The sequence below is a fragment of the Pseudonocardia lacus genome (assembly GCF_018531445.1).
Taxonomy (GTDB): Bacteria; Actinomycetota; Actinomycetes; order Mycobacteriales; family Pseudonocardiaceae; genus Pseudonocardia; species Pseudonocardia lacus.
The window spans coordinates 1-20,790 of the sequence record NZ_JAHDTH010000034.1 but is presented as its reverse complement, the minus strand read 5'-3'; the positions used below and the strand labels follow the sequence as shown (position 1 = coordinate 20,790).

Annotated in this window: 24 protein-coding genes and 2 pseudogenes; 10 read left to right on the top strand and 16 right to left on the bottom strand. The window is 74.2% G+C overall.

Annotated features, from left to right (window positions below; all coding sequences use genetic code 11):
* The first annotated feature begins 45 nt into the window (after window positions 1-45).
* The gene (locus tag KIK08_RS10175; RefSeq protein ID WP_308257545.1) at window positions 46-801 is read left to right on the top strand and encodes a GntR family transcriptional regulator; all 756 of its coding nucleotides are present in this window, start codon (window positions 46-48) and stop codon (window positions 799-801) included.
* 15 nt (window positions 802-816) lie between these two features.
* Here the strand turns inward: KIK08_RS10175 and KIK08_RS10170 are convergent, their stop codons facing one another.
* The 6 genes from KIK08_RS10170 to KIK08_RS10150 form a co-directional block, all read right to left on the bottom strand.
* Entirely contained in the window at window positions 817-1,176 is a 360-nt protein-coding gene (locus KIK08_RS10170) for a GntR family transcriptional regulator (protein ID WP_214402797.1), read from the bottom strand.
* Window positions 1,177-1,240: 64 nt separating this feature from the next.
* Entirely contained in the window at window positions 1,241-2,182 is a 942-nt protein-coding gene (locus KIK08_RS10165; protein WP_214402796.1) for a DUF1648 domain-containing protein, read from the bottom strand.
* A 246-nt stretch (window positions 2,183-2,428) separates the two neighbouring features.
* On the bottom strand, window positions 2,429-2,620 hold the full coding sequence (locus KIK08_RS10160) for a DUF3073 domain-containing protein (protein ID WP_214402795.1): 192 nt from the start codon (window positions 2,618-2,620) through the stop codon (window positions 2,429-2,431).
* A gap of 62 nt (window positions 2,621-2,682) precedes the next feature.
* Window positions 2,683-3,282: an MFS transporter gene (locus KIK08_RS42225; RefSeq protein WP_408004657.1), complete on the bottom strand. Its 600-nt coding sequence runs from the start codon at window positions 3,280-3,282 to the stop codon at window positions 2,683-2,685.
* A 31-nt stretch (window positions 3,283-3,313) separates the two neighbouring features.
* Entirely contained in the window at window positions 3,314-4,381 is a 1,068-nt protein-coding gene (gene ygfZ, locus KIK08_RS10155; protein ID WP_214402794.1) for a CAF17-like 4Fe-4S cluster assembly/insertion protein YgfZ, read from the bottom strand.
* Complete coding sequence (locus KIK08_RS10150) at window positions 4,378-4,821, bottom strand: Fur family transcriptional regulator (protein WP_214402822.1); 444 nt, start codon at window positions 4,819-4,821, stop codon at window positions 4,378-4,380. Before KIK08_RS10150 ends, ygfZ begins: the two co-directional genes overlap by 4 nt.
* 200 nt (window positions 4,822-5,021) lie before the next feature.
* Between KIK08_RS10150 and KIK08_RS10145 the strand changes: the two genes are divergently transcribed.
* Window positions 5,022-6,458, top strand: coding sequence for a hypothetical protein (locus KIK08_RS10145; RefSeq protein WP_214402793.1), 1,437 nt, complete (start codon window positions 5,022-5,024; stop codon window positions 6,456-6,458).
* A gap of 166 nt (window positions 6,459-6,624) precedes the next feature.
* Here the strand turns inward: KIK08_RS10145 and KIK08_RS39780 are convergent, their stop codons facing one another.
* Window positions 6,625-7,233 (bottom strand): heme-binding beta-barrel domain-containing protein, encoded by a 609-nt coding sequence (locus KIK08_RS39780; RefSeq protein WP_308257550.1) that lies wholly within the window; start codon window positions 7,231-7,233, stop codon window positions 6,625-6,627.
* Between the two features lie 17 nt (window positions 7,234-7,250).
* Window positions 7,251-7,460, bottom strand: a complete 210-nt coding sequence (locus tag KIK08_RS39775; protein ID WP_250556695.1) for a hypothetical protein — start codon at window positions 7,458-7,460, stop codon at window positions 7,251-7,253.
* Between the two features lie 120 nt (window positions 7,461-7,580).
* Here KIK08_RS39775 and KIK08_RS10135 point away from each other — a divergent pair, with 120 nt between their 5' ends.
* Both KIK08_RS10135 and KIK08_RS42370 read left to right on the top strand, forming a co-directional pair.
* Window positions 7,581-7,943, top strand: coding sequence for a helix-turn-helix transcriptional regulator (locus KIK08_RS10135; RefSeq protein ID WP_214402791.1), 363 nt, complete (start codon window positions 7,581-7,583; stop codon window positions 7,941-7,943).
* Window positions 7,943-8,299: pseudogene (locus tag KIK08_RS42370) on the top strand (DUF6841 family protein); the annotation flags it as partial. The gene KIK08_RS10135 and the pseudogene KIK08_RS42370, both read left to right, overlap by 1 nt.
* 105 nt (window positions 8,300-8,404) lie before the next feature.
* On the opposite strand, the pseudogene KIK08_RS10130 reads toward KIK08_RS42370, so the two are convergent.
* The 4 genes and pseudogenes from KIK08_RS10130 to KIK08_RS10120 form a co-directional block, all read right to left on the bottom strand.
* A pseudogene (locus KIK08_RS10130) lies at window positions 8,405-8,701 on the bottom strand (DUF1416 domain-containing protein); the annotation flags it as partial.
* Window positions 8,701-9,549 carry a sulfurtransferase gene (locus KIK08_RS10125; RefSeq protein WP_214402790.1) on the bottom strand — a complete coding sequence of 283 codons (849 nt, stop codon included), beginning with the start codon at window positions 9,547-9,549 and terminating at the stop codon, window positions 8,701-8,703. The pseudogene KIK08_RS10130 and the gene KIK08_RS10125, both read right to left, overlap by 1 nt.
* Before the next feature lie 128 nt (window positions 9,550-9,677).
* Window positions 9,678-9,752 (bottom strand): putative leader peptide, encoded by a 75-nt coding sequence (locus tag KIK08_RS42220; protein WP_408004661.1) that lies wholly within the window; start codon window positions 9,750-9,752, stop codon window positions 9,678-9,680.
* A gap of 75 nt (window positions 9,753-9,827) precedes the next feature.
* Window positions 9,828-10,661, bottom strand: coding sequence for an LmeA family phospholipid-binding protein (locus tag KIK08_RS10120; RefSeq protein WP_214402789.1), 834 nt, complete (start codon window positions 10,659-10,661; stop codon window positions 9,828-9,830).
* 351 nt (window positions 10,662-11,012) lie between these two features.
* Between KIK08_RS10120 and KIK08_RS10115 the strand changes: the two genes are divergently transcribed.
* From KIK08_RS10115 to pstB, 6 genes are all read left to right on the top strand, one after another.
* Complete coding sequence (locus KIK08_RS10115; protein WP_308257541.1) at window positions 11,013-11,786, top strand: winged helix-turn-helix transcriptional regulator; 774 nt, start codon at window positions 11,013-11,015, stop codon at window positions 11,784-11,786.
* Window positions 11,787-11,922: 136 nt separating this feature from the next.
* Window positions 11,923-12,792, top strand: a complete 870-nt coding sequence (mshD, locus tag KIK08_RS10110; protein ID WP_408004660.1) for a mycothiol synthase — start codon at window positions 11,923-11,925, stop codon at window positions 12,790-12,792.
* A 229-nt stretch (window positions 12,793-13,021) separates the two neighbouring features.
* Window positions 13,022-14,143: a phosphate ABC transporter substrate-binding protein PstS gene (gene pstS / locus KIK08_RS10105; RefSeq protein ID WP_408004659.1), complete on the top strand. Its 1,122-nt coding sequence runs from the start codon at window positions 13,022-13,024 to the stop codon at window positions 14,141-14,143.
* Window positions 14,144-14,258: 115 nt separating this feature from the next.
* A complete protein-coding gene (pstC, locus tag KIK08_RS10100; RefSeq protein WP_214402787.1) occupies window positions 14,259-15,230 on the top strand; it encodes a phosphate ABC transporter permease subunit PstC in 972 nt (323 codons plus the stop codon).
* Window positions 15,230-16,324 carry a phosphate ABC transporter permease PstA gene (gene pstA / locus KIK08_RS10095; protein ID WP_214402786.1) on the top strand — a complete coding sequence of 365 codons (1,095 nt, stop codon included), beginning with the start codon at window positions 15,230-15,232 and terminating at the stop codon, window positions 16,322-16,324. The genes pstC and pstA overlap by 1 nt, the downstream gene beginning before the upstream one ends.
* Window positions 16,325-16,334: 10 nt before the next feature.
* Window positions 16,335-17,114: a phosphate ABC transporter ATP-binding protein PstB gene (gene pstB, locus KIK08_RS10090; protein WP_214402785.1), complete on the top strand. Its 780-nt coding sequence runs from the start codon at window positions 16,335-16,337 to the stop codon at window positions 17,112-17,114.
* Window positions 17,115-17,135: 21 nt separating this feature from the next.
* Here pstB and phoU (KIK08_RS10085) read toward each other — a convergent pair whose 3' ends face one another.
* The 4 genes from phoU (KIK08_RS10085) to KIK08_RS10070 all read right to left on the bottom strand — a co-directional run.
* A complete protein-coding gene (gene phoU, locus KIK08_RS10085) occupies window positions 17,136-17,810 on the bottom strand; it encodes a phosphate signaling complex protein PhoU (RefSeq protein ID WP_308257539.1) in 675 nt (224 codons plus the stop codon).
* 29 nt (window positions 17,811-17,839) lie between these two features.
* Window positions 17,840-18,088 (bottom strand): dodecin domain-containing protein, encoded by a 249-nt coding sequence (locus KIK08_RS10080; protein ID WP_214402784.1) that lies wholly within the window; start codon window positions 18,086-18,088, stop codon window positions 17,840-17,842.
* Between the two features lie 35 nt (window positions 18,089-18,123).
* Window positions 18,124-18,780, bottom strand: coding sequence for a phosphate signaling complex protein PhoU (gene phoU / locus KIK08_RS10075; RefSeq protein WP_214402783.1), 657 nt, complete (start codon window positions 18,778-18,780; stop codon window positions 18,124-18,126).
* 63 nt (window positions 18,781-18,843) lie between these two features.
* Window positions 18,844-20,790, bottom strand: a 1,947-nt coding sequence (locus tag KIK08_RS10070; protein WP_214402782.1) for an LCP family glycopolymer transferase, incomplete at its 5' end; no start/stop codon positions are given.

Sequence of the window (20,790 nt, the reverse complement as noted above, 5' to 3'; positions counted from 1 at the left end):
TTGTCAGGACAAACCGTCCTGACGAGCGCGCTCGGAGGGGTCGCCGTGGGGGAACGGACGCCGAACGGCGTGGTGCCCGAGGTCCCGTTGGACCGGACGAGTCCGGTCCCGCTGTACTTCCAGGTGGCCACCCGCCTGCAGCAGCTCATCGAGGACGGCGGCGTCCCGGTCGGCAGCAGGCTGGAGAACGAGGTCGAGCTGGCCGAGCGGCTCGGGGTCTCCCGGCCGACGATGCGCCGCGCCATCCAGTACCTGGTCGAGCGCGGCATGCTGGTGCGCAAGCGCGGGGTGGGCACGCAGGTCGTGCACCCCAAGGTGCGCAGGCCGGTGGAGCTGTCGAGCCTCTACGACGACCTGGCCAAGACCGGGCGCGAACCGCGCACCGAGATCAGGCTGCTCGACGTGCGCCCGGCGCCCGACCACGTGGCCGAGGCGCTCGGCATCGCCGTCGGGTCGGACATCACCTGGTTCGAGCGGCTGCGCTTCGCCAGCGGCGAACCACTGGCGATCATGCACAACGCGGTGCCGACGGACGTGCTCGCGATCGAGCGCGCCGACCTGGAGCGGCGCGGGCTCTACGAGCTGCTGCGCGCCGCGGGGCGCGTCCCGCGCATGGCGAACCAGGTCGTCGGGGCCCGCACGGCGACCAGCGCCGAGGCCCGGCTGCTCGACGAGAGCCGGGGCGCGCCGCTGCTCACGATGACGCGCACGGCGTGGGACGAGAGCGGGCGCGCCGTCGAGTACGGCTCGCACCTCTACCGGGCCAGCCGCTACTCCTTCGAGCTGACGCTGACCATCTGACCCTGACCATCCGACTCAGCTGGTGCGCGCGGTCTGCCGGACCAGGGCGAGCAGGTCGTCCTCGGTCAGGTCGAGCCGGCGGGCGGCCTCGACCAGCTGGCGGGCCAGCTCCACCATCGCGGCGTGGCCCGGGTCCGCCCGGGCGCTGACCGTCGCGCCGCGGCCCCGGCGCAGCTCGATCAGCCCCTCGTCGCGCAGCTGCTGGTAGCCGGCCAGCACCGTGTGGATGCTGACCCGCAGCGAGGCGGCCAGCTCGCGGGCCGGGGGCAGCCGGGTGCCGGGCGCCGCCGAGCCGTCGGCGATGCCGCGGCGCACCGCGGCGGCGATCTGGTCGGCCAGCGGCGCGCCGCGGGTCGGGTCGACCCGGATCAGCACAGCGGCACCGCCGCGGTGAGGACGGTCAGCGCGAACCACAGGGCCAGCGGCGGCGGCATCCCGCTCACACCCGCTCGACGAGGCCGTTGAGCAGCGCGGCGGCGGTCTGCGGGTCGTCCACCGTGATCGTGAGCTGGCGCCCGTCGCGGCGCGTGACCACCAGCGCGGGCCCGGCCCGCACGATCACCGCGCGTCCCCCCGGCACGTACCGCAGCCCCCAACCGCCGAACCGGGCCGGCCGCACCTCGGTCACGCCCGCCGACGCGACGTCCTCGATCGGCACGGCGATCCGCGGCCAGCCGAGCGGTCCGATGCCCACGGTCAGGCCGCGGTCGTCCACGGTGGTGCGCGCGCTGGCCACCAGCAGGAGGGCCAGTCCGACGGCGATGAGCGCGATCCCGGTGTCGGGCCGGGCGGCGACCGCCACGGCCGCCCCGACGACCGCCAGGCCCACCCCGCCGAGGCGCAGCCACGGCGCGCTGCTGACCCGCGACCAGCTGACCCGCTCGGTCGGGCGGAGGCGGGTGGGCGCCGGGGCGTCGGCGGGAACCGTCCCGCGGGCCGAGCCGGGGGGCGAGAGCCGGGCGACCAGCGCACCGACCAGGACCCCGACGGCGAGACCGCAGGGCAGCACCCACAGGGGCAGCGCGACGGTCCGCGCGTCGGTGGCGCCGATGTTGACCGCGGTGGCGGCGGTCAGCACCACGCCGAGCAGTCCCGCCGTGCCCCATCCCAGCGCGGCGATGGTGCGGTCGGGTGGGCCGCCGCGCCGGCCCGGCGGGCCGGCCGCGTTGCGCTCGACGAGTCCGAACACCACGGCCAGCAGGGCCGCGACGGCCAGTCCGAGCAGCGCGGTGGCGCCGCGGCCGGCGAAGCGGTCGGCGGTGCCGGTCAGGTCGAAGTGCACGGCCAGCGGGTCGGGGAGGTCGGCGGTGAGCAGGATCGCGATCGTGGGTGCGATCGCGACGAGCGGAGCGATCGCGGTGGGCGGGGTGCGGAACGACATCGGACGACGACCCTCCTAGTTGTTATAGACAAACTATAACAACTGGGTCGGCCTGAAGCCACCGCCCGCCTCGCTGCCGCCCTGCGACGTCGAGAACGACGCCGTGGGATCAACAAGGCCGAAGTTGATCCCACGACGTCGTTCTCGACGGCGTGGTCGAACGGGGACGGGAGGGAAGCGGCAGCGCGTCATCCCGACGTCGCTGCTGGCCTTCCGCTCCGGTGCTGCGGGTCCAGAGAAACCCGATCAGCGGCGGCGGTCGTCCTCGTCGTCGTCTGGAGCCCAGCGGTCGACGAAGTCGTCCTCAGCCTCCCCGTCGTGGAGTGCCGTCCCACTGCCGATCTCGCGCTGCAGGGCGTCGAGATCCATCGTGGGGGAGCTGTACTTGAGCTCTCGGGCCACTTTCGTCTGCTTGGCCTTGGCTCGTCCGCGCCCCATGGCTGGTCCCCCTTACAACAGGGAAGGGGCGGCCGGATGTCTCGGCGGCCCCGTTCATGTCATCAATGTCCTGCGACCACCGTACCTTGCGAACCCGCCCGCGTGCGACGTGGCACCTCTTGCGCGGCGTGTGTCGTCGACCGCTCGCTCAACCGGTACAGAGCGGCGAGCGCGGCGAGGCCCGTCACGGCCCCCAGCGCGAGCATCGCCGACCATCCCCAGCGCTCCGCCGGCCACCCGCCCAGGGCCGGCGTCACGGCCGCTGCCACGTAGTTCGCGGTGTTCGACAGGGCCATCGCGGTCGCCGCCCGCCCCGGCGGGGCCAGTTCGCCGCCGCGGTGAACACCAACCCGTTCCAGCTGATCGCCAACGCGGCCGCGGGCACCAGCACGGCCACCAGCACCCACGCCGGACCACTCCGGGCGAGCGCCGCCGCCCCGAAGCCCACCGCGATCGTGACAGCGATCACGCGAAGCGGTCCCGGCCGGCCGCCCGTCCCGCAGGCTCGCGCATCCACACCGCCACGGCCGTCGCCGCGACGAGGCAGGTCGCCGCCGGCACCGCGAAGACCGCCGGCCCCCGCGCGGCACCCGAGCGGTATGCGCGACCGCCCTCACGCACACCGCTCGCCGCCACGCACATCGGCTCGCTGCGACGCACATGGCGAGACGTGTGGCGGTCAGTGGGTGTGCGTCAGTGGGTGGTGCGCGTGCGGAGCTGGGCCGCCCGGCCGGGGCGGGGGGCGTCGTCGTCGGGGGCGTAGGAGTCGGGGTCGATGGTGGCGGGGGAGGCGTGCTCGCCCTCCCCGGCCACCAGATCGGCGTCGACCGGGACCGAGCGCTTCACCAGCGCCAGCGCCACCGGGCCGAGCTCGTGGTGCTGGACGACGGAGCCGACGCGGCCGACCGCGCGGCCGTCGCGCAGGACCGGGTCGCCCGGGCCGGGCAGGTGCTCGTCGCCGCCGTCGAGGTGCAGGCGGACCAGGCGGCGGGGCGGGCGGCCGAGGTTGGCGACCCGGGCGACCGTCTCCTGGCCGCGGTAGCAGCCCTTGGTGAGGTGCACGGCCGAACCGATCCAGCCGGCCTCGTGCGGGATGGTGCGCTCGTCGGTGTCGACGCCCAGCCGGGGGCGGGTGGCCTCGACGCGCAGCGCGTCGAACGCCATCGTCCCGGCCGGGCGGGCGCCGGCGCCGGTGAGCCGCTCCCACCAGGTGGGCAGCTCGGCGCGGGGGACGAGGAGGTCGGCGGCGTCGGGGGCCGGCCAGTCCATGCGGCGGACGAAGCCGGCGGAGCCGGGCAGGGCCAGCGCGCCGTGCGGGCGCTGCGGGACGGGGACCCCGGCGGCCTGCAGGACGGCGGGGGTGTCGGGGCCGACGACGCTGAGCACGGCCAGCTCGGCGGAGGCGTCGCGCGGCTCCACCTTCGACCAGAAGACCATCTTGGTCAGGTAGGCCAGCAGCTCGGGCAGCTCGCCGGGCTCGGTGTCGAGGTACACGGCGTCGCCGACGTGCGCGACGACGGCGTGGTGCAGCACGCGGCCGTTGGCGTCGAGGACGAGCGTCTCGGTGCCGGTGTCGGCGGGGAGTTCGCTGACGTGCTGGGTGAGGATGAGGTGCAGCCAGCTCAGCCGGTCGTCGCCGGGCACGGCGATCACGCCCCGGTCGGAGCGGTCGACGACGGCGGCGGAGCGGGCCATCGCCCGCTGCTCGGCGAGCGGATCGCCGCGGTGCGCGGGGACGGTGGGGGTGTCGAGCTCGTTCATCGGCTGGCCTCGGTCTCGGTGCAGTCGCGGCAGCGGCCCGACAGGGCGACATGGGTGACGTCGAGCTGGAAGCCCTCGGCGGCGCGCAGTTGCTCGGCCAGGCCGCCCATCAGCTCGGTGGGCACCTCGGCGACGGTGCCGCAGTCGTGGCACACGAGGTGGACGTGCTGGTGATCGTCGGCGGAGTAGCTGGGGGCGCCGTGGCCCAGGTGCGTGTGCCGGACGACCCCGATCCGCTCCAGCAGGTCGAGCGTGCGGTACACGGTGGTGATGTTCACCGCGGGCGCGGACCGCTGCACGCGGGTGCAGATCTGCTCGGGGGTGGCGTGGCCCAGGTCCCGCACGGCGTCGAGGACGAGCTGGCGCTGCGGGGTCATCCGCAGGCCGCGCTGGTGCAGCTCGTCCCGCAGCGCCGACGCTCCGCTCCCGGGCTCGACCATCGACGTGGGGGTCACCCCACCGATGGTAGGCCGTCGTCGGCACCGGTCCGGAGGTCGCGTCGGGCGGCCGCACCGCACCGGCGGCGGAGGCGACCGCCCGCACCCCGGTATGCTCCGAGCGAGTGAACGGGTCGTTGTGACGACGACGATCTACCTACCCTCGGCCAGATGCAGGGTGTGACCTTCGGGGAGAACCAGCGATGACGACGGAAGCGGGCGTCGGTGGCGGCGTCCCACGGTTCGACGTCGTCCTCCGCGGTTACGACCGCCGGCAGGTCGACGAGCACGTGTCCCGCCTGCAGCGGGCGATCGTGCGCATGCGCTCCGACCTGGACATCGTGCGCAGCCAGCCGCTGTCCGCGGTCGGCAGGCCCACCCCCGGCCCGCGTCCCGGGATGCCGCCCGACGGCGGTCCCGACGTGCAGGCCATCGTGGCGAAGGCCGAGGAGGAGGCCGCCGACATCCGCAACCGGGCCCGTGCGGCGGCCCGCGCGGAGGAGGAGCGGGTCAAGGCCCAGCTCGCCGACCTGACCCGCCAGCGCGACGCGCTGCTCGCCGAGATCGGCCAGTTGCGCGTCCAGCGCGACGGCATGCAGCGCGAAGCACCGGTTGCCGCTCCCACCTCGCGCATGTCCTCGCCTCCCCCGGCGTCGCCGGGCACACCCCCTAGGACGCGCGACGGCGGACAAGGTGGCTCGACCCCCGGCATGGAATCCCCGGGTGGACGACCTACGGGCCCGCGGCCCGGTTCCCCCGCTCCCGCCCCGGCGGCGGCCCGCGGGGGCGCGCCCGGTCAGGGCGGCCCCGGTGGTCAGGGTGGCCCCGGGCGGCCGGGTCAGGGGCCGGGTGGCCCCAACCGCCCGCCCCAGGTCGCCGACCCGACGGTCGCCGCCCGGCCGAACCCCCCGAAGGGCCCCGGCGGCCCCGGTGGCGGCCCCAAGTCCTCCCCGCACCACCCGCTGCCCGGCGGCGGCCAGCAGCAGCCGCCGTCGCGGCCGGTCGAGCCCGGTCGCCCCGGCCCCGGCGGTGGCCCGCCCGGCGCGAAGGGCGGTGCCGCGCACCGGCTGCCCAGCGGCGGCTTCCCCGCCGTCGACAAGGCCCCGTCGTCGATGCGCCCGCCGGGCGACGTGCCCGACGTCGGCGACCTGTTCCGGCCGAAGGACGGCGCCCAGCCCGGTGGTCAGCAGCGCCAGGGCGGCAACCCCACCCAGGACCCGACCGCGATGGTCAAGGCCGCCCCGCCGAGGGGCTCCGCGCCGATCCGCCCGGCCGACCCGACCCGCCAGGTCGACCCGCCGCCCAAGACCGGCCAGCACGGACCGGGCCGCGGCCCCGGCGGCGGGCAGGGCCAGCCGCCGAAGAACGGTCCGCAGGGCGGCAACCAGGGCAACAACAACCAGGGCAGTAACAACCAGGGCAGTAACAATCAGGGCAACAACCAGGGCAACAAGAACCAGGGCGGCAACGGCCGCCCCGGTGGCCGTCCCGGTGGCCCGGACGCCACCGTGCTGGCCTCGGCCCAGCAGCAGAAGCCGGGCGACCCGAAGCAGGGCCGCCCGGACGCCGACAAGGGCGAGCGCGGCCCCAACGGCCCCGACCGGGCCGGCCGGTCGCCCTCGACGTCGCGCACGGCCTGAGCCTGCCGGCCTGACCCCGCCGCTGCGCCGCGCGCCGTCCTCACAGAGGCGGTGTGCCCTTCACAGCCTCCGCGGAGGCTGTGAAGAGCGCAGGGGCCCTGCGAGGACGACCGCGCGAGGCCGGCAGTGGGGGCCGGAGTGGGCGGGTCGGAGGCCGGAGCGGCCGCTAACCCGCGATCCGGCTCAGCAGCGCCGACAGGTGCGGCTGGCGGGGCTGGCCCTCCATGGCCCGCTCGTCGACGTAGGCGAGGTCGCCGCCGTCGACGATGCCGTAGAGCCGGTGCGAGGACACGACGTCCTTCGCCGAGGCCGTGCGCACCACGGCGTCGGTCTCGATCTCCCAGGAGCGCAGGTCGCGGGCCTTGCCGTAGAAGATCTCGGTGATCCCGGTCGCGTGGGTGATCAGCACCTCGATCTCGCGGCCGTCGGGCTGGGGGCGCCAGAAGCCGGTCTCGCGGGCCGCCGGGCGCAGCACTTCGCCGTCGGGGCCGAGCAGCCAGGAGCGGGACTCGTAGGACAGGAACGGGCGCCCGTCGTGGGCGAACACGATCTGCTGGCCGAACCGCTGCGGGCCCTCGATGGTGGGGTAGTCGACCTCGCCGAGCCCCCGCCACACGCCGACCAGCGGCAGCAGCCCGAGGCACTGGTCGTGCAGGCTCGGGCCCTCGCGCAGGTTCGCGGTGTCGTCCTCGACCGGCAGGTCGACCCACCGGGGGCGGTTGCGCTGCGGCGAGTCGGGGGCGGCGTGGCTCGGGGCGGGGGTCTCGCCGGTGATCTGGGGCTCGCTCACGCCTACTCCTGTGCTGCTGGCTGCGCCGCGACCGGCTCGGTCGGGGCCGGCTCGGTCGGTGCTGGCTGGGACGGTGCGTCCTGGTCCCGCGCGGCGTCGGCCACGTCCGGGGCGCCCGGTTCGAGCGTGAACAGGCGCCGCATCAGGTAGCCGGTGTAGACCGCCGTCGCCAGGCTGGCGACGATCAGCATGCCGGTGAGGATCCAGTGCACGGCGGCCCAGCCTAGTCACGGCCGGCCGGCCGGCCGCCCCCGCCACGCGGCTGGGGCTTTCGTGCTGCCGTGGCGATGTCCGACACGGGCGTGTCGGACATGGCGTCCTACGGTCGGTGCGTGGCATCGGTACAGCCCTACCTGTCCCGCGTCGAGCGGGCGCACCGGTTGATCGAGGAGCTGCGCGCGCGGGCGCCCCGGCCGCTGTCGGCCAGGGCGCTGGCCGAGCGGCTCGGCGTCACCGTGCGCACCGTCGAGCGCGACGTCGCCGACCTGGTGGCGGCCGGGGTCCCCATCCGGACCCGGCACGGGGCCGGCGGTGGGCACCGCATCGACGCCCGTACCGCGCTCCCCCCGGTGGAGCTCACCCCGGGCGAGGCGGCCGCGCTGGTGGCGGCGCTGGCGGCGATCGGACCCCGGTCGTCGGCCAGCGCGCAGTCGGCGATGGCCAAGCTCGTCCACTCACTCTGCGAGGAGACCTGATGGACCACGGCGTGGATCAGCACGAGTTCTGGACCACCTACGGCAGGGCGCTCGTCGAGGGCGACGTCGAGACGACCGTCTCCCGGTACGGGTTCCCGTGCATGGCGATGGCCGACGAGTTCGTCGGCACCCTGGCCGGGCCCGACGAGCTGCGGGCCGCGTTGGACCAGGCGTCGGGGTACTACGCGCAGTTCGGCGCGGCCGAGGTCCGCCCGGAGGTCCTGGGCGTCGACGAGATCAGCGACAAGCTGACCAGGGTGCGGTTGCGCTGGCACTTCCTCCGCGCCGACGGTACCGAGATCGTGCAGACGAACCACGAGTACACGTGGCGGGCCACCGACGAGGGTCCGCGCATCCACCTGACCGTGGCGATCGACGAGGCGCAGAAGCTGGCGGCTCTGGCCGACGGGTCGTGGGGGGAGCGGGGCGGAGAGCCCCGTTCCCCCCACGCCCGCGGGTCCGGCGACGGCGACCACGGCCAGGTGCAGGCCCGGGCCCTCGGCCTGCAGCACGGTCTGGCCGTTGCCCGCGCGGGACAGCGCGCGCAGCGTCCAGGTGCCGGGCGCGGCGAAGAACCGGAAGTCGCCGCTGGCCGAGGCGACCACCTCGGCGGTGAACTCGCCGGTGCCGTCCAGCAGCCGGACGAACGCGCCGGCCACCGGCTCGCCGCCGGCGACCACCCGGCCGGCGAGCACCGTCTGCTTGGACAGGTCGGTGCCGGCCGGCAGGGAGATCGACTGGTCAGGGGCGCCGCACATCAGGCACCGACCTTCGGGGCGCCCAGCTCGATCGGCACGCCGATCAGCGAGCCGTACTCGGTCCAGCTGCCGTCGTAGTTCTTGACGTCGCCGTGGCCGAGCAGCTCGTGCAGCACGACCCAGGTGTGGGAGCTGCGCTCACCGATGCGGCAGTACGCGATGGTGGCCTTCGAGTCGTCGTAGCCGGCCTCGCCGTAGAGCTTGGCCAGCTCCTCGTCGGACTTGAAGGTGCCGTCCTCGTTGGCCGCCTTGCTCCACGGGATGTTGACCGCGGTCGGCACGTGGCCGGGCCGCTGCGACTGCTCCTGCGGCAGGTGCGCGGGGGCCAGGATCTTGCCGGAGAACTCGTCCGGCGAGCGGACGTCGACCAGGTTCTTCGTGCCGATCGCGTCGACGACCTCGTCGCGGAACGCGCGGATCGACAGGTCGGGCTCCTGGGCGGTGTAGGTGGTGGCCGGGCGCGCGGCCACCTCGGTGGTCAGCGTGCGGCCGTCGAGCTCCCACTTCTTGCGCCCGCCGTCGAGCAGCTTGACGTCGGCGTGGCCGTAGAGCTTGAACTGCCAGTAGGCGTAGGCGGCGAACCAGTTGTTGTTGCCGCCGTAGAGCACGACGGTGTCGGAGTCGGCGACGCCCTTGGCCGAGAGGAGCTGCTCGAACTGCGTCTTGTCGACGATGTCGCGGCGGACCGCGTCCTGCAGCTCCGTCGTCCAGTTGATCTTGACGGCGCCGGGGAGGTGGCCCCCGTCGTAGGCGGCGGTGTCCTCGTCGACCTCGAGGAACACGATCCCGTCGGTACCGAGGTTCTTCTCCGCCCAGTCGGCGGTGACCAGGACGTCCTGGCGGCTCATGCGGTGCTCCCGTGATGGTGTGCGGCTGCTGCGGGTAGGGGGCTGCTGGAGCGCCCGGCCCGGCACGTGCGGCAGCCAGAGGGCTGCCCCCGAGGGCACGCGGGAAGGGCCGGAACGCGCGGATGCGCTCAGCAGGCCCGACACAGGCAGCTGCCGACGCGGCACAGATCGACTGCGCGGCGACGGGTCAGCGGCCAGTTCACGGCGCCGAGGATAACCGAATTGTCCTGCCCATCGGGAAGTTCTCCCAGCCCGTGGGCAGCCTCACCGGTTCGGGCTCAGCCGGTCGACAGCGGGGACCCCGGCCCGAGGGTGAGGTCGGCGGCCTTCCCGCTGACCTCGATCTGGCCGTTCACCGCGCGCACGTCGGTCGGCGTGACCTCCAGCGGCAGGGCGCCCGGGTCGATCGGGACCTCGAACTTGTCGGCGTACCCGGACAGCAGTGCGGAGGGGATGTTCGGCAGGTCCTGGGCGGCGCCGCCGAGCTGCACGTCGCGCGGCTCGATCCGGATGCGGCCGTCGGCCAGCTCCAGCGCCGCGATCACCGTCACCTCGATCTCGTCGCCGCCGGACAGCCCGGGCAGCGAGACCGGCAGCGACTCGGGCAGCGTCCCGGTGCCGACCAGGCGCACCGAGCGCTCGGGGTCGAGCCCGGCGAGCTGCGGGTCGTCGGCGTCCTCGGCGGCCTGCTCCAGCGCGTTCGCGTCGAGCGTCTCGATGCGCAGGTCGGCCACGTCGGGCACCAGCCGCTCCAGGTCGTTGGCCGGCACCCTGACGGTGCCCTCGACCTCGCGGACCTGCAGGACCTTCTCCCCCGACCCGAGCAGCATCGCCAGCGGCGCCTCGACGTCGCGCAGCTGCGCGGAGACCGACAGCTCCCGCAGGTCGCCCACCGCGATGCGGTTGGCGTCGACGTCCACGCTGGAGTAGGTGCCGGAGACGGCCTGGGTGAGGAACGGGAACCCGTTGATCCGCACCGCCGGGTCGTCCTCGAGGCCCAGCTGGGAGCGCATCTGCCGGGACACCGCGGACTCGGCCAGCGCGGCCGAGCCGAAGTCGGCGGCGACCAGCAGCCCGGCCAGCACCAGCAGCGCGATGACCAGCCGCCTCATCCGACCTCCGTTCGTGGCGCGTCCGGCCGTCACCGGGCGCGCACCAACCGTAGAGCCGGCACTCCCGGTGCCCTCCGCCGGGCCGGTGCCGCGCGGTCGGGACGGGCCGCTGATCACGCGACGACCGCCCGCGCGCCGTGTCGCTGCTGGTCATGGCGGAGCGGACTGGGGTGAGTTGCGCCGCGAGGCTCGTGCCCGGTGGTGTTCACCGACTATTCTCCTCCTGTCCGAGCCGTCGTGTTTACGCCACGTCGCGCGGACGTGAACGGTGCGTCGTCGTCGCCATGCCGTGAAGGGTCGACGCGCGCCGTGCCGAGGGCGCCCGACCTCCGCCGTGAGAGGAGGCACCACGTGGAACTCCTTCTGCTGACCGCCGACGCCGACCCGGGCTCCGTGCTCCCGGCGTTGACCCTGCTTCCGCACGGTGTGCGCACCGCCGCCCCCGAGGTCGCCGCGCTGCTCGACGCCGGCCCGCACGACGCGGTGCTCGTCGACGCCCGCACCGACCTCGTGGCCGCCCGCAGCCTGTGCCGCCTGCTCGGCAGCACCGGCATGGACGTCCCGGTCATCGCGGTGCTCACCGAGGGCGGGCTGGTCGCCGTCTCCGGCGAGTGGGTGGTCGACGAGATCCTGCTGCCGGGCGCCGGCCCGGCCGAGGTGGACGCGCGCCTGCGGCTGCTCAAGTCGCGCCCCGGCGCCGACGCCGGCCGCGACGGCGGGGCCCTGGTGCTGGGCGAGCTGGTGATCGACGAGGCCACCTACGCGGCGCGCCTGCGCGGGCGCCTGCTCGAGCTCACCTACAAGGAGTTCGAGCTGCTGAAGTACCTCGCCCAGCACGCCGGCCGGGTGTTCACCCGCGCCCAGTTGCTGCAGGAGGTGTGGGGCTACGACTTCTTCGGCGGCACCCGCACGGTCGACGTGCACGTGCGGCGGCTGCGCGCCAAGCTCGGCGCCGAGCACGAGCAGATGATCGGAACCGTGCGCAACGTGGGCTACAAGTTCGTCCGGCCCAGCCGGGGCCAGCTGGGGGTGCCGGCGGTCGGCGTCCTCGGCGACGACGGCCCCGACGGCGACGGCGACGAGTCCGACCGAGCCGGGCTGTCCGGGTTCGCCGGCCGCTCCTGAGCCGCCAACCCCCGTCGAGAACGAACTTGTCGTGATCCACAGGCCCTGTTGATAACGACAAATTAGTTCTAGACGCGCCCCGCTAGCCCCCGCGGGTAGTGTCGACGCGGTGATCGAGCTGTCCTGGCGCCGCGGTCTGGACGCCGCCGCGATCGACGACGTGCGGGCCTTCGCGGCCGCGGTGGCCGCGACCGACGGCACGGCACCCTTCTCCGACGACGCGCTGCTGCACCTCGACGGCGCGGGTACCGCCCAGCTGCTCGCGACGACGCCGTCGGGCGAGCTGGTCGGCGTCGCCCACCTCGACCGGTCCGCCGAGCCCGCCGAGCCGGCCTCCGGCGAGCTCGCCGTGCACCCCGCGCACCGCCGCTCCGGTCTGGGCGCGCGGATCGTCGAGGCGGTGCTGACCGAGGTCGACGGCCCGGTGCGCGTGTGGGCGCACGGCGAGCACCCCGGTGCCGCCGCGCTCGCGCAGCGGTTCGGCTTCCGCCGGGTCCGCGAGCTGTGGCAGCTGCGCCGCGACCTGGCCGAGCCGATCGCCGAGCCGGTCCTGCCCGAGGGCGTCCGGCTGCGCTCGTTCGTCGTCGGCGAGGACGAGCCCGAGTTCCTGCGGGTGAACAACGCCGCCTTCCACTGGCACCCCGAGCAGGGCGGGTGGGACCTGTCACAGGTCCGGTTGCGCGAGGCCGAGCCGTGGTTCGACGCGGAGGGCTTCCTGCTCGCCGTGAACGCCGACGACCGGCTGCTCGGCTACCACTGGACCAAGATCCACCCCGCGGAGTCGGGCGAAGACCCGATCGGCGAGGTGTACGTGGTCGGGGTGGACCCCGCGGAGCAGGGCAGGCGGCTGGGCGGAGCACTCACCGCGGCCGGTCTGGCCTACCTCCGGGCCCGCGGTCTGCGCCGGGTGATGCTCTACGTCGAGGCCGACAACACCGCCGCCGTCCGGGTGTACGAGAAGCTCGGCTTCACCCGATGGAGCACGGACGTCTCGTACGCCCGCTGACCCCCGTTCACCTCCCGGCCACCGTCCGGGGGTGAGATCCGGATCATGTCCGTGCAGGTCACGGCTTGGTCACGGCGCCGGTCGGGGCATGGAGCAACACGCCTGACCCAGGTGTTCATCCCTCGTTCACCTGCGCGGGGGAACGCGTCCACTCCGGTTACCTAGCGTCCTGCGCCGAGCGGCCAATCGGCCGTAACGCTCGATCGACGGAGGACCACGAGTGAAGACCGTGCGGCACGCCTCGCGTGCTCGAATCGCCGCGATGGGGCTGGCCACCAGCGGTGCCCTGCTCCTCGCGGGCTGCGGCGCGGCCAACGAGTCCGCCGCGCCCGCGGCGTCCGGCTCGGGCGGCGAGCAGGCCGCCTCCGCGTCCGGCACCATCTCCGGGGCGGGCGCGAGCTCGCAGCAGGCGGCGATGGAGGCCTGGATCGCCGGGTTCACCGCCGTCAGCCCGGACGCGACCATCAACTACGACCCGAGCGGGTCCGGCGCCGGCCGCGACCAGTTCACCGGCGGCGGCGTGGCCTTCGCCGGCAGCGACGCGGCGCTGGACGAGGAGGAGCTGCCGCTCGCCCAGCAGCGCTGTGGCGGCCCGGACGGCGTGATCGAGCTCCCGGTGTACATCTCGCCGATCGCGATCATCTACAAGCTGGACGGCGTCCCGACCCTCAACCTGGCCCCGGCCACCGTGGCGGGGATCTTCAACCGGCAGATCACCACCTGGGACGACCCGGCCATCGCCGCGGACAACCCGGGCGTGGCGCTGCCGGCCACCCCGATCACCCCGGTCAACCGGTCCGACGAGTCGGGCACGACCGAGAACTTCACCGAGTACCTGGTGGCCGCGGCCGGCCCGGCGTGGCCGTACGAGCCCGACGGCGCCTGGCCGGTGCAGGGCGGCGAGGCCGCCCAGGGCACCTCGGGCGTCGTGGGCGCGGTGAGCGGCGGCCAGGGCACCATCGGCTACGCCGACGCCAGCCAGGCCAAGGGCCTCGGCGTGGCCAACGTCAAGGTCGGCGACGACTACGTGGCGCCGACCGCCGAGGCCGCCGCGGCCGTCGTGGCCGCGTCGCCGCGGGTCGAGGGCCGGGGCGCGAACAACTTCGCCATCGAGCTGGCCCGCGACACCACCGCGGCCGGCAGCTACCCGATCGTGCTGGTGTCCTACGACATCGCCTGCGCCAGCTACCCCGACCAGGCCACCGCCGACCTGGTGAAGGGCTTCCTCGGCTACGTCATCAGCGAGGACGGCCAGCAGGCCGCCGCCGGCGCCGCCGGCTCCGCGCCGATCACCGCCCAGCAGCGCAGCCTGTACGCGCCTGCCGTCGAGGCCATCTCGGCCGCCGGCTGATCGACCGCAGCACAGTTCCTGGTCACCGGGCCCGGGCGGACTCCATCATTGATCCGCCCGGGCTCCCCGGCCGACCAGCCCTACTACTTCCGCGAGACCCGCCGGAAGGGACCACGTGAGCACCGACACCAGCCCGGGACCCGCCCCGGCGACGGCGCCTGCGCCGCCATCCAGCAAGCCCGTCGTCCAGCCCGGCGACCGCATCTTCGCCGGCTTCGCCACCGGGGCCGGCATCCTCATCCTCGTCGTGCTGGCCGGGGTGGCCGCGTTCCTGGTGACCGAGGCCGCGCCGGCGTTCGTCGCGCCCGCCGAGGAGATCCCGGGCGGCGGCGGGATCGTCGCCTACATCTGGCCGCTCGTGTTCGGCACGCTGCTGGCCGCGGTGCTCGCGCTGCTGATCGCCACCCCGCTGGCGGTCTGCGTGGCCCTGTTCATCACGCACTTCGCCCCGCGCCGGATCTCCCAGCCGTTGGGCTACGTGGTCGATCTGCTGGCCGCGGTGCCGAGCATCGTCTACGGCCTGTGGGGCGTCGCGGTGCTCGCCCCGGCCTCGGTCGGGTTGATGACCTGGCTGCAGGACTACCTGGGCTGGATCCCGCTGTTCGCCGGGCCGGTGTCGGCCACCGGCCGCACCATGCTGGTCGTCGGCGTCACCCTGGCCGTGATGATCCTGCCGATCATCACGGCGGTGTCGCGCGAGGTCTTCCTGCAGACGCCCAAGCTGCACGAGGAGGCGGCGCTGGCGCTGGGCGCCACCCGCTGGGAGATGATCAAGATGGCGGTGCTGCCGTTCGGGCGCTCCGGGATCATCTCCGGCGCCATGCTCGGCCTGGGTCGCGCGCTCGGCGAGACGATGGCCGTCGCGATCATCCTGTCGGTCTCCGGCGCGGTGACCGTCAACCTGATCAGCTCGGGCAACCCGTCGACGATCGCGGCGAACATCGCGCTGCAGTTCCCCGAGTCCACCGGCATCGAGGTGAACACGCTGATCGCGTCCGGCCTGGTGCTGTTCCTGATCACGCTGGCGGTCAACTCGGTGGCCCGGTTCGTCATCAACCGGCGGCGCGAGTTCTCGGGGGCGAACTGATGAGCATCGACACCGACAAGCGCGACGCCGAGCGCACCGCCGCGGTCAGGCCGACCGAGGACAAGATCGCCCGCCAGGGCCGGCTGCCCCGGTGGAGCACGCCCGGCGCGCTGGCGGCGGCCGCGGTCGTCGTCGGAGGGCTGCTGGCGGCGACCGGCGCGTTCAGCGTCGGGCTGTTCGTCTTCCTGACGGTCGTGCTGTTCGCCGTGGGCCTCTACGCGCTGTCGCGGGTGGTCGAAGGCGCGCGCAAGGCCACCGACCGGGTCGTCACCATCGTCGTGACCTCGGCGTTCCTGCTCGCGCTCATCCCCCTGATCTCCGTCATCTGGACGGTGCTCAGCAACGGCATCGCCCGGTTCGACGTGGAGTTCTTCAACTCCTCGATGCGCGGCATCGTCGGTGAGGGCGGCGGCGCCTACCACGCCATCGCGGGCACCTTGGTCATCACCGCGCTGGCCGCAGCCATGTCCATCCCGATCGGCCTGCTCACCGCGGTCTACCTGGTGGAGTACGGCGCCGGCAGCCGGCTGGCCCGGGCCATCACGTTCTTCGTCGACGTCATGACCGGCATCCCGTCGATCGTGGCCGGGCTGTTCGCCTACGCCCTGTTCGCGCTCTTCGCCGGACCCGGCGTGCGGCTCGGCTTCGCCGGCGCCGTGGCGCTGTCGGTGCTGATGATCCCGGTGGTCGTGCGGGCGACCGAGGAGATGCTGAAGATCGTCCCGAACGAGCTGCGCGAGGCGGCCTTCGCGCTGGGCGTGCCCAAGTGGCGAACGATCCTCAAGGTCGTCATCCCGACGTCCGTCGCCGGCATCGCGTCGGGCATCACGCTGGCCATCGCCCGCGTCATCGGCGAGACGGCGCCGCTGCTGATCGCCGTCGGCATCACCACCGGGCTGAACTTCAACCCCTTCGACGGGCGCCAGGCGACGCTGCCGGTGTTCGCGTACTACTCCTACGCGGCGCCGGGCGTCCCGCGCGACCCGTACATCGACCGGGCGTGGACGGCCGCCCTGGTACTGATCGTCATCGTCATGGTGCTGAACCTCGCCGCCCGCCTGATCGCGCGCCTGTTCGCGCCGAAGACCCGATAGGAGCCGCGCCATGGGCAAGGCGATCGAAGCCATCGACCTGAGCATCTACTACGGCTCGTTCCGCGCCGTCGAGGGCGTGAACATGAGCATCCGGCCGAAGACCGTGACGGCCCTCATCGGGCCCTCCGGCTGCGGCAAGTCGACGTACCTGCGCTCGATCAACCGCATGCACGAGGTCATCCCGGGCGCGCGCGTCGAGGGCAGGCTGGAGCTCGACGGCACCGACCTCTACGGCGCCGGCGTCGACCCGGTCGGCGTGCGCCGCCAGATCGGCATGGTCTTCCAGCGGCCCAACCCGTTCCCCACGATGTCGATCTACGACAACGTGATCGCCGGGCAGCGGCTCAACAACAAGCGCATGCGCAAGGACGCCACCGACGACCTGGTGGAGCGCTCGCTGCGCGGCGCGAACCTGTGGAACGAGGTCAAGGACCGGCTCGACAAGCCGGGCTCGGGCCTGTCCGGCGGCCAGCAGCAGCGGCTGTGCATCGCCCGCGCCATCGCCGTGCAGCCCGACGTGCTGCTGATGGACGAGCCCTGCTCGGCGCTCGACCCGATCTCCACGCTGGCGATCGAGGACCTGATCAACGAGCTGAAGACGGACTACACGATCGTCATCGTCACGCACAACATGCAGCAGGCCGCCCGGGTCAGCGACTACACGGGCTTCTTCACCATCGAGGGCACCGGCAAGCCCGGCAAGCTGGTCGAGATGGACGAGACCAGGACCATCTTCTCGCAGCCCAAGCAGAAGGCGACCGAGGACTACGTCTCCGGCCGCTTCGGCTGACCCCTCCCGTCGAGAACGAAGTTACTGCGCGTTGGACCGGTCCAAAATCGCGACAACTTCGTTCTCGACGGTGCCGGTGACGGCGTAGACCGTCTCGTGGGCCACCGTGACGGCGTGGTCGGCGAAGCGCTCGTAGTAGCGGGCCAGCAGCGTGAGGTCGACCGCGGCCGGCACCCCGTAGGGCCAGCTCGGGGCCATCAGCACCTCGAACATGTGCTCGTGCAGCGCGTCCATGGCGTCGTCGTCGGAGTCCAGCTCGACGGCCATGACGACGTTGCGGGAGCGCACGACCTCCGCGGTCTTGAGCGCCAGCTCGACGGCCACCCGGCTCATCTCGGCGATGTCGTCGCGGACCTCGTCGGGCACCCGCCTGCCCAGCCCCACGACCTTCGCCACGTGCACGGCGAGGTCGCCCATGCGCTCGACGTCGCCCGCGGCGCGGATGGCCGAGACGACCGTGCGCAGGTCGCCGGCGACCGGGCTGTGGAACAACAGCGCGTCGGCCGCCACGTCCTCGACCCTGGCCCGCAGCGCGTCCACGGCGGCATCGTCGGCGATCACCTGCGCGGCCAGGCGCTCGCGCGACTCCAGCAGCGCCGCGGTGGCCCTGTGCAGGGCGCCGGCGGCGGCGGAGCACATGCGGCCGAGCAGCTCGGCGAGCTCGTCGAGCTGCTGGTCGAGCGGAGGAGCGGGCACATCCGGCAGGGTAGGGGCTGCGCTGCTGGTCAACAGCGTGCAACGGGTGAACTGGGGGTGAACGGCGGTGGGGTCGTGGGCTGGGCGAGCCGCAGCCCGATCAGCAGGCTCACCCGGTAGACCTCGTGCTCGTCGGCGGAGGTGCGCGCGCTGATCCGGGTGATCCGGGCCCACAGCGCGCCCAGGCGCGCGGCCCGCGCCATGCCGTCGCGCACCGCCTCGTCCAGGGAGCGCGTGGAACTGCCGATGACCTCTGCGGTGCGCGTTCCCAGGCCCATGCTCCGGGATGCCCGCTGCCGGGCCCGGTGAACCCTCAGACGGTCAACGGGCCGGGCATCTGCCCGGTGACCACGTAGACGATCCGCCGCGCGACCGCGACGGCGTGGTCGGCGTAGCGCTCGTAGAAGCGCGCCAGCAGGGTGATGTCCACGGCCGGTCCGACGCCGTGGCTCCAGCTGCGGTCCATCAGCACCGTGAACATGTGCCGGTGCAGGTCGTCCATGGCGTCGTCGTCCTCCTCCAGCTGGGCGGCCTGCGCCACGTCCCGGCTGCGGATGACGTCGGCGGCCTTCTTCGCCAGCGCCACGCCCACGCGGCCCATCTCGGCGAAGTACGGCACGACCTCGTCGGGCAGCACCGGCTGGGGGTGGCGGCGGCGGGCCGCCTGGGCGACGTGCAGGGCGAGGTCGCCCATGCGCTCGACATCGCCCGCGCCGTGGATGGCCGAGACGACGATCCTCAGGTCGGTGGCGACCGGCGCCTGCAGGGCCAGCAGCGCGAACGCCCGCTCCTCGGCGACCGCGCGGATCTCATCGACGTGCACGTCCTCGGAGATGACCTGCTCGGCGAGCTGCAGGTCGGCCTCCAGGAGGGAGCGGGTGGCGTGCTCCATGGCCGCGGCGACCCGCTCGCACATGGAGGCGAGCACTTCGGCCAGCTGGTCAAGTTGCTCCTGGTAGACGTCCCGCATGACACGAGACTAGTGGGGCTGCCCGGTTGGGGCCGTCCGGCGCGGTGAACCGGAGGTGAACGGTCAGGGGCAGTTCGCCCGCGGCGTCGACGGGTCCAGCGCCGCGACGTTCGGGTCGACCGGCGCCGGGGCGGCCGGCGGCTGGATGACGTCGTCGAACGAGCGGCCCAGGACCAGCTGCAGCACCCCGGTCGAGCCGGGGTCGGGCACCGACGTCGCCGACGGCACCGACGAGGCCAGCAGCGCGGCGCCGGCGGCCTGGTCGGGCGAGAACTTGATGATGGTGTCGTTGGTGCCCACGTCGGCGTTGCCGACCTCGCCGACGCCGAAGCCGAGCGCCCCGAGCGCCCCGCCCACCTGCTCGGCCCGCCCCGGGACGTCCGAGGCGTTCAGCAGCTGCACCCGCAGCTCGGCGGGGGTGGGGCCGGTCACCGCCTCCAGGGGGTCGGCCTCCTCGGGCAGCTCGCGGTCCTCCCGGACGGCGGAGAACACGGCGGCGGCGTCGGCGTCGCGGAGCACGGCGTTGCCGACGCCGTCGGTGCCGCCGGTGGTCGGGGCGACCGCGAACACCACGCCCGGCCCGTCGAGCCCGCGCAGCGACCGCGACAGCGCCAGCACGTCGTCCAGCTCGCCGCCGTCGACGAGCAGCGCCTCGCGCAGCGCGGGGCGCATCTGGGTGAGCCGGCCGTAGTCGAGCAGCGAGCGCTCGTCGAGGGTGCGGTCGAGCACCGCGGTCAGGAACTCCTGCTGGCGGTCGATGCGCCCGACCTCGGAGGCCGGGTCGCCGGCGACGTCGAGCGCGCGGACGAAGTCGGCCGCGCGTACGCCGTCGAGCCGGCCGGTGCCCGGGTCGGCGACGATCGTGCCGAGGGTGCCGTCGACGACCGGGGTGGGCACGCACACCTCCACGCCCTGCATCGCCGCCGACAGGCCCTCCACGGCGCCGAGGTCGAGCCCGACGTACTGGGTGATGGCCAGGCCGGTGAGCTGCTGGACGGCGCGGGTGATGCAGCGCGGCCCGCCGAGGTCGAGCGCGGTGATCAGCTGGGTGTTGGCCTCCGGCCGGGCCGACTCGTCGGTGTAGGACGCGGTGGCCGCGTCCCACTGGTCGCAGGCCGGCCGGTTGATCTCCAGGTTGTGCGGGACCGACAGCACCACGACGGGCCCGCCACCGGCCGGCACGTGCGCCACGACCACGGTGTCGGCGCGGGTCGCCGGGTCGCGCGAGCGGTCGGAGGCCACCATCAGCACGTTGCGGTCGCCGGCCTGGGCGTCGCCGTCGACGATGGCGCTGGAGGCGAGGTCGAGCGCGGCGGCGTCGCGGATGCCGGCGTCGAGCCACATCTTGGCGCCCCAGCCCAGCCCGGCCGCGCTGAGCACGACCAGCGCGACGGCGGCGACGAGCAGGCGCACCGCGATGCGGCTCGCCCGCCTGCGCGTCGAGACGGGCGGCGGGGGCTCCTGCCCGTCCTCGTCGTCCGTCGCCCGCGAGAGGTCGAGGCCCGCGTGCGCGGCCGTCATCCGGACCAGCGACTCGTCGATCCGGCTGACGGCGATCTCGCGCTCGCTGTCGCGGTCGGCCTGGGTCCTGCGGGTGGTGCGGGTCTCGTCCGGGTCGGTCGGGGTCAGCCGGGTCTGCTCGGCATCGGCCGGCGCGGCCTCCTCGCGCGGGGGCAGCCGGACGACCTCGGTGGCGCCCGCGGCCTGGTCGCCGGCCTCGGTCGGGCGCCGGGCCGGGATGGCCGTGGTCGCCGCGTCGGAGCCCGCGTAGCCGTTCGGGACGGGAGCCGGCAGGGCCGTCGTGGGGTCCGCCGGGGGCGGGCCGAACTGGCCGGGGTGGCGAGGGGCGGGCGGGCGCACCTGGGTCTGCTCGGGCGGGGCCGAGCGGGGCGGACCGCCGGGTGCCAGGGGCCGCTGCGGGCCGGAGACGAACGGCGAACCGCTCTGCTCGGGGACGGGCGCCGCGCCGGACCCGAACGCGTCCGGGGCGGGGACGTAGGGGCGCGCGCC

What these genes read in the sequence shown, in the direction of transcription:
- KIK08_RS10160 (WP_214402795.1), bottom strand. Translation starts at nt 2,620, where the DNA reads ATGGGGCGCGGACGAGCCAAGGCCAAGCAGACGAAAGTGGCCCGAGAG.
- pstB (WP_214402785.1), top strand. Translation starts at nt 16,335, where the DNA reads ATGGGCAAGGCGATCGAAGCCATCGACCTGAGCATCTACTACGGCTCG.
- KIK08_RS42225 (WP_408004657.1), bottom strand. Translation starts at nt 3,282, where the DNA reads ATGTGCGTCGCAGCGAGCCGATGTGCGTGGCGGCGAGCGGTGTGCGTG.
- phoU (WP_214402783.1), bottom strand. Translation starts at nt 18,780, where the DNA reads ATGCGGGACGTCTACCAGGAGCAACTTGACCAGCTGGCCGAAGTGCTC.
- KIK08_RS10125 (WP_214402790.1), bottom strand. Translation starts at nt 9,549, where the DNA reads ATGAGCCGCCAGGACGTCCTGGTCACCGCCGACTGGGCGGAGAAGAAC.
- KIK08_RS10080 (WP_214402784.1), bottom strand. Translation starts at nt 18,088, where the DNA reads ATGGGCCTGGGAACGCGCACCGCAGAGGTCATCGGCAGTTCCACGCGC.
- pstA (WP_214402786.1), top strand. Translation starts at nt 15,230, where the DNA reads ATGAGCATCGACACCGACAAGCGCGACGCCGAGCGCACCGCCGCGGTC.
- ygfZ (WP_214402794.1), bottom strand. Translation starts at nt 4,381, where the DNA reads ATGAACGAGCTCGACACCCCCACCGTCCCCGCGCACCGCGGCGATCCG.
- KIK08_RS10145 (WP_214402793.1), top strand. Translation starts at nt 5,022, where the DNA reads ATGACGACGGAAGCGGGCGTCGGTGGCGGCGTCCCACGGTTCGACGTC.
- KIK08_RS10165 (WP_214402796.1), bottom strand. Translation starts at nt 2,182, where the DNA reads ATGTCGTTCCGCACCCCGCCCACCGCGATCGCTCCGCTCGTCGCGATC.
- KIK08_RS10120 (WP_214402789.1), bottom strand. Translation starts at nt 10,661, where the DNA reads ATGAGGCGGCTGGTCATCGCGCTGCTGGTGCTGGCCGGGCTGCTGGTC.
- KIK08_RS10150 (WP_214402822.1), bottom strand. Translation starts at nt 4,821, where the DNA reads ATGGTCGAGCCCGGGAGCGGAGCGTCGGCGCTGCGGGACGAGCTGCAC.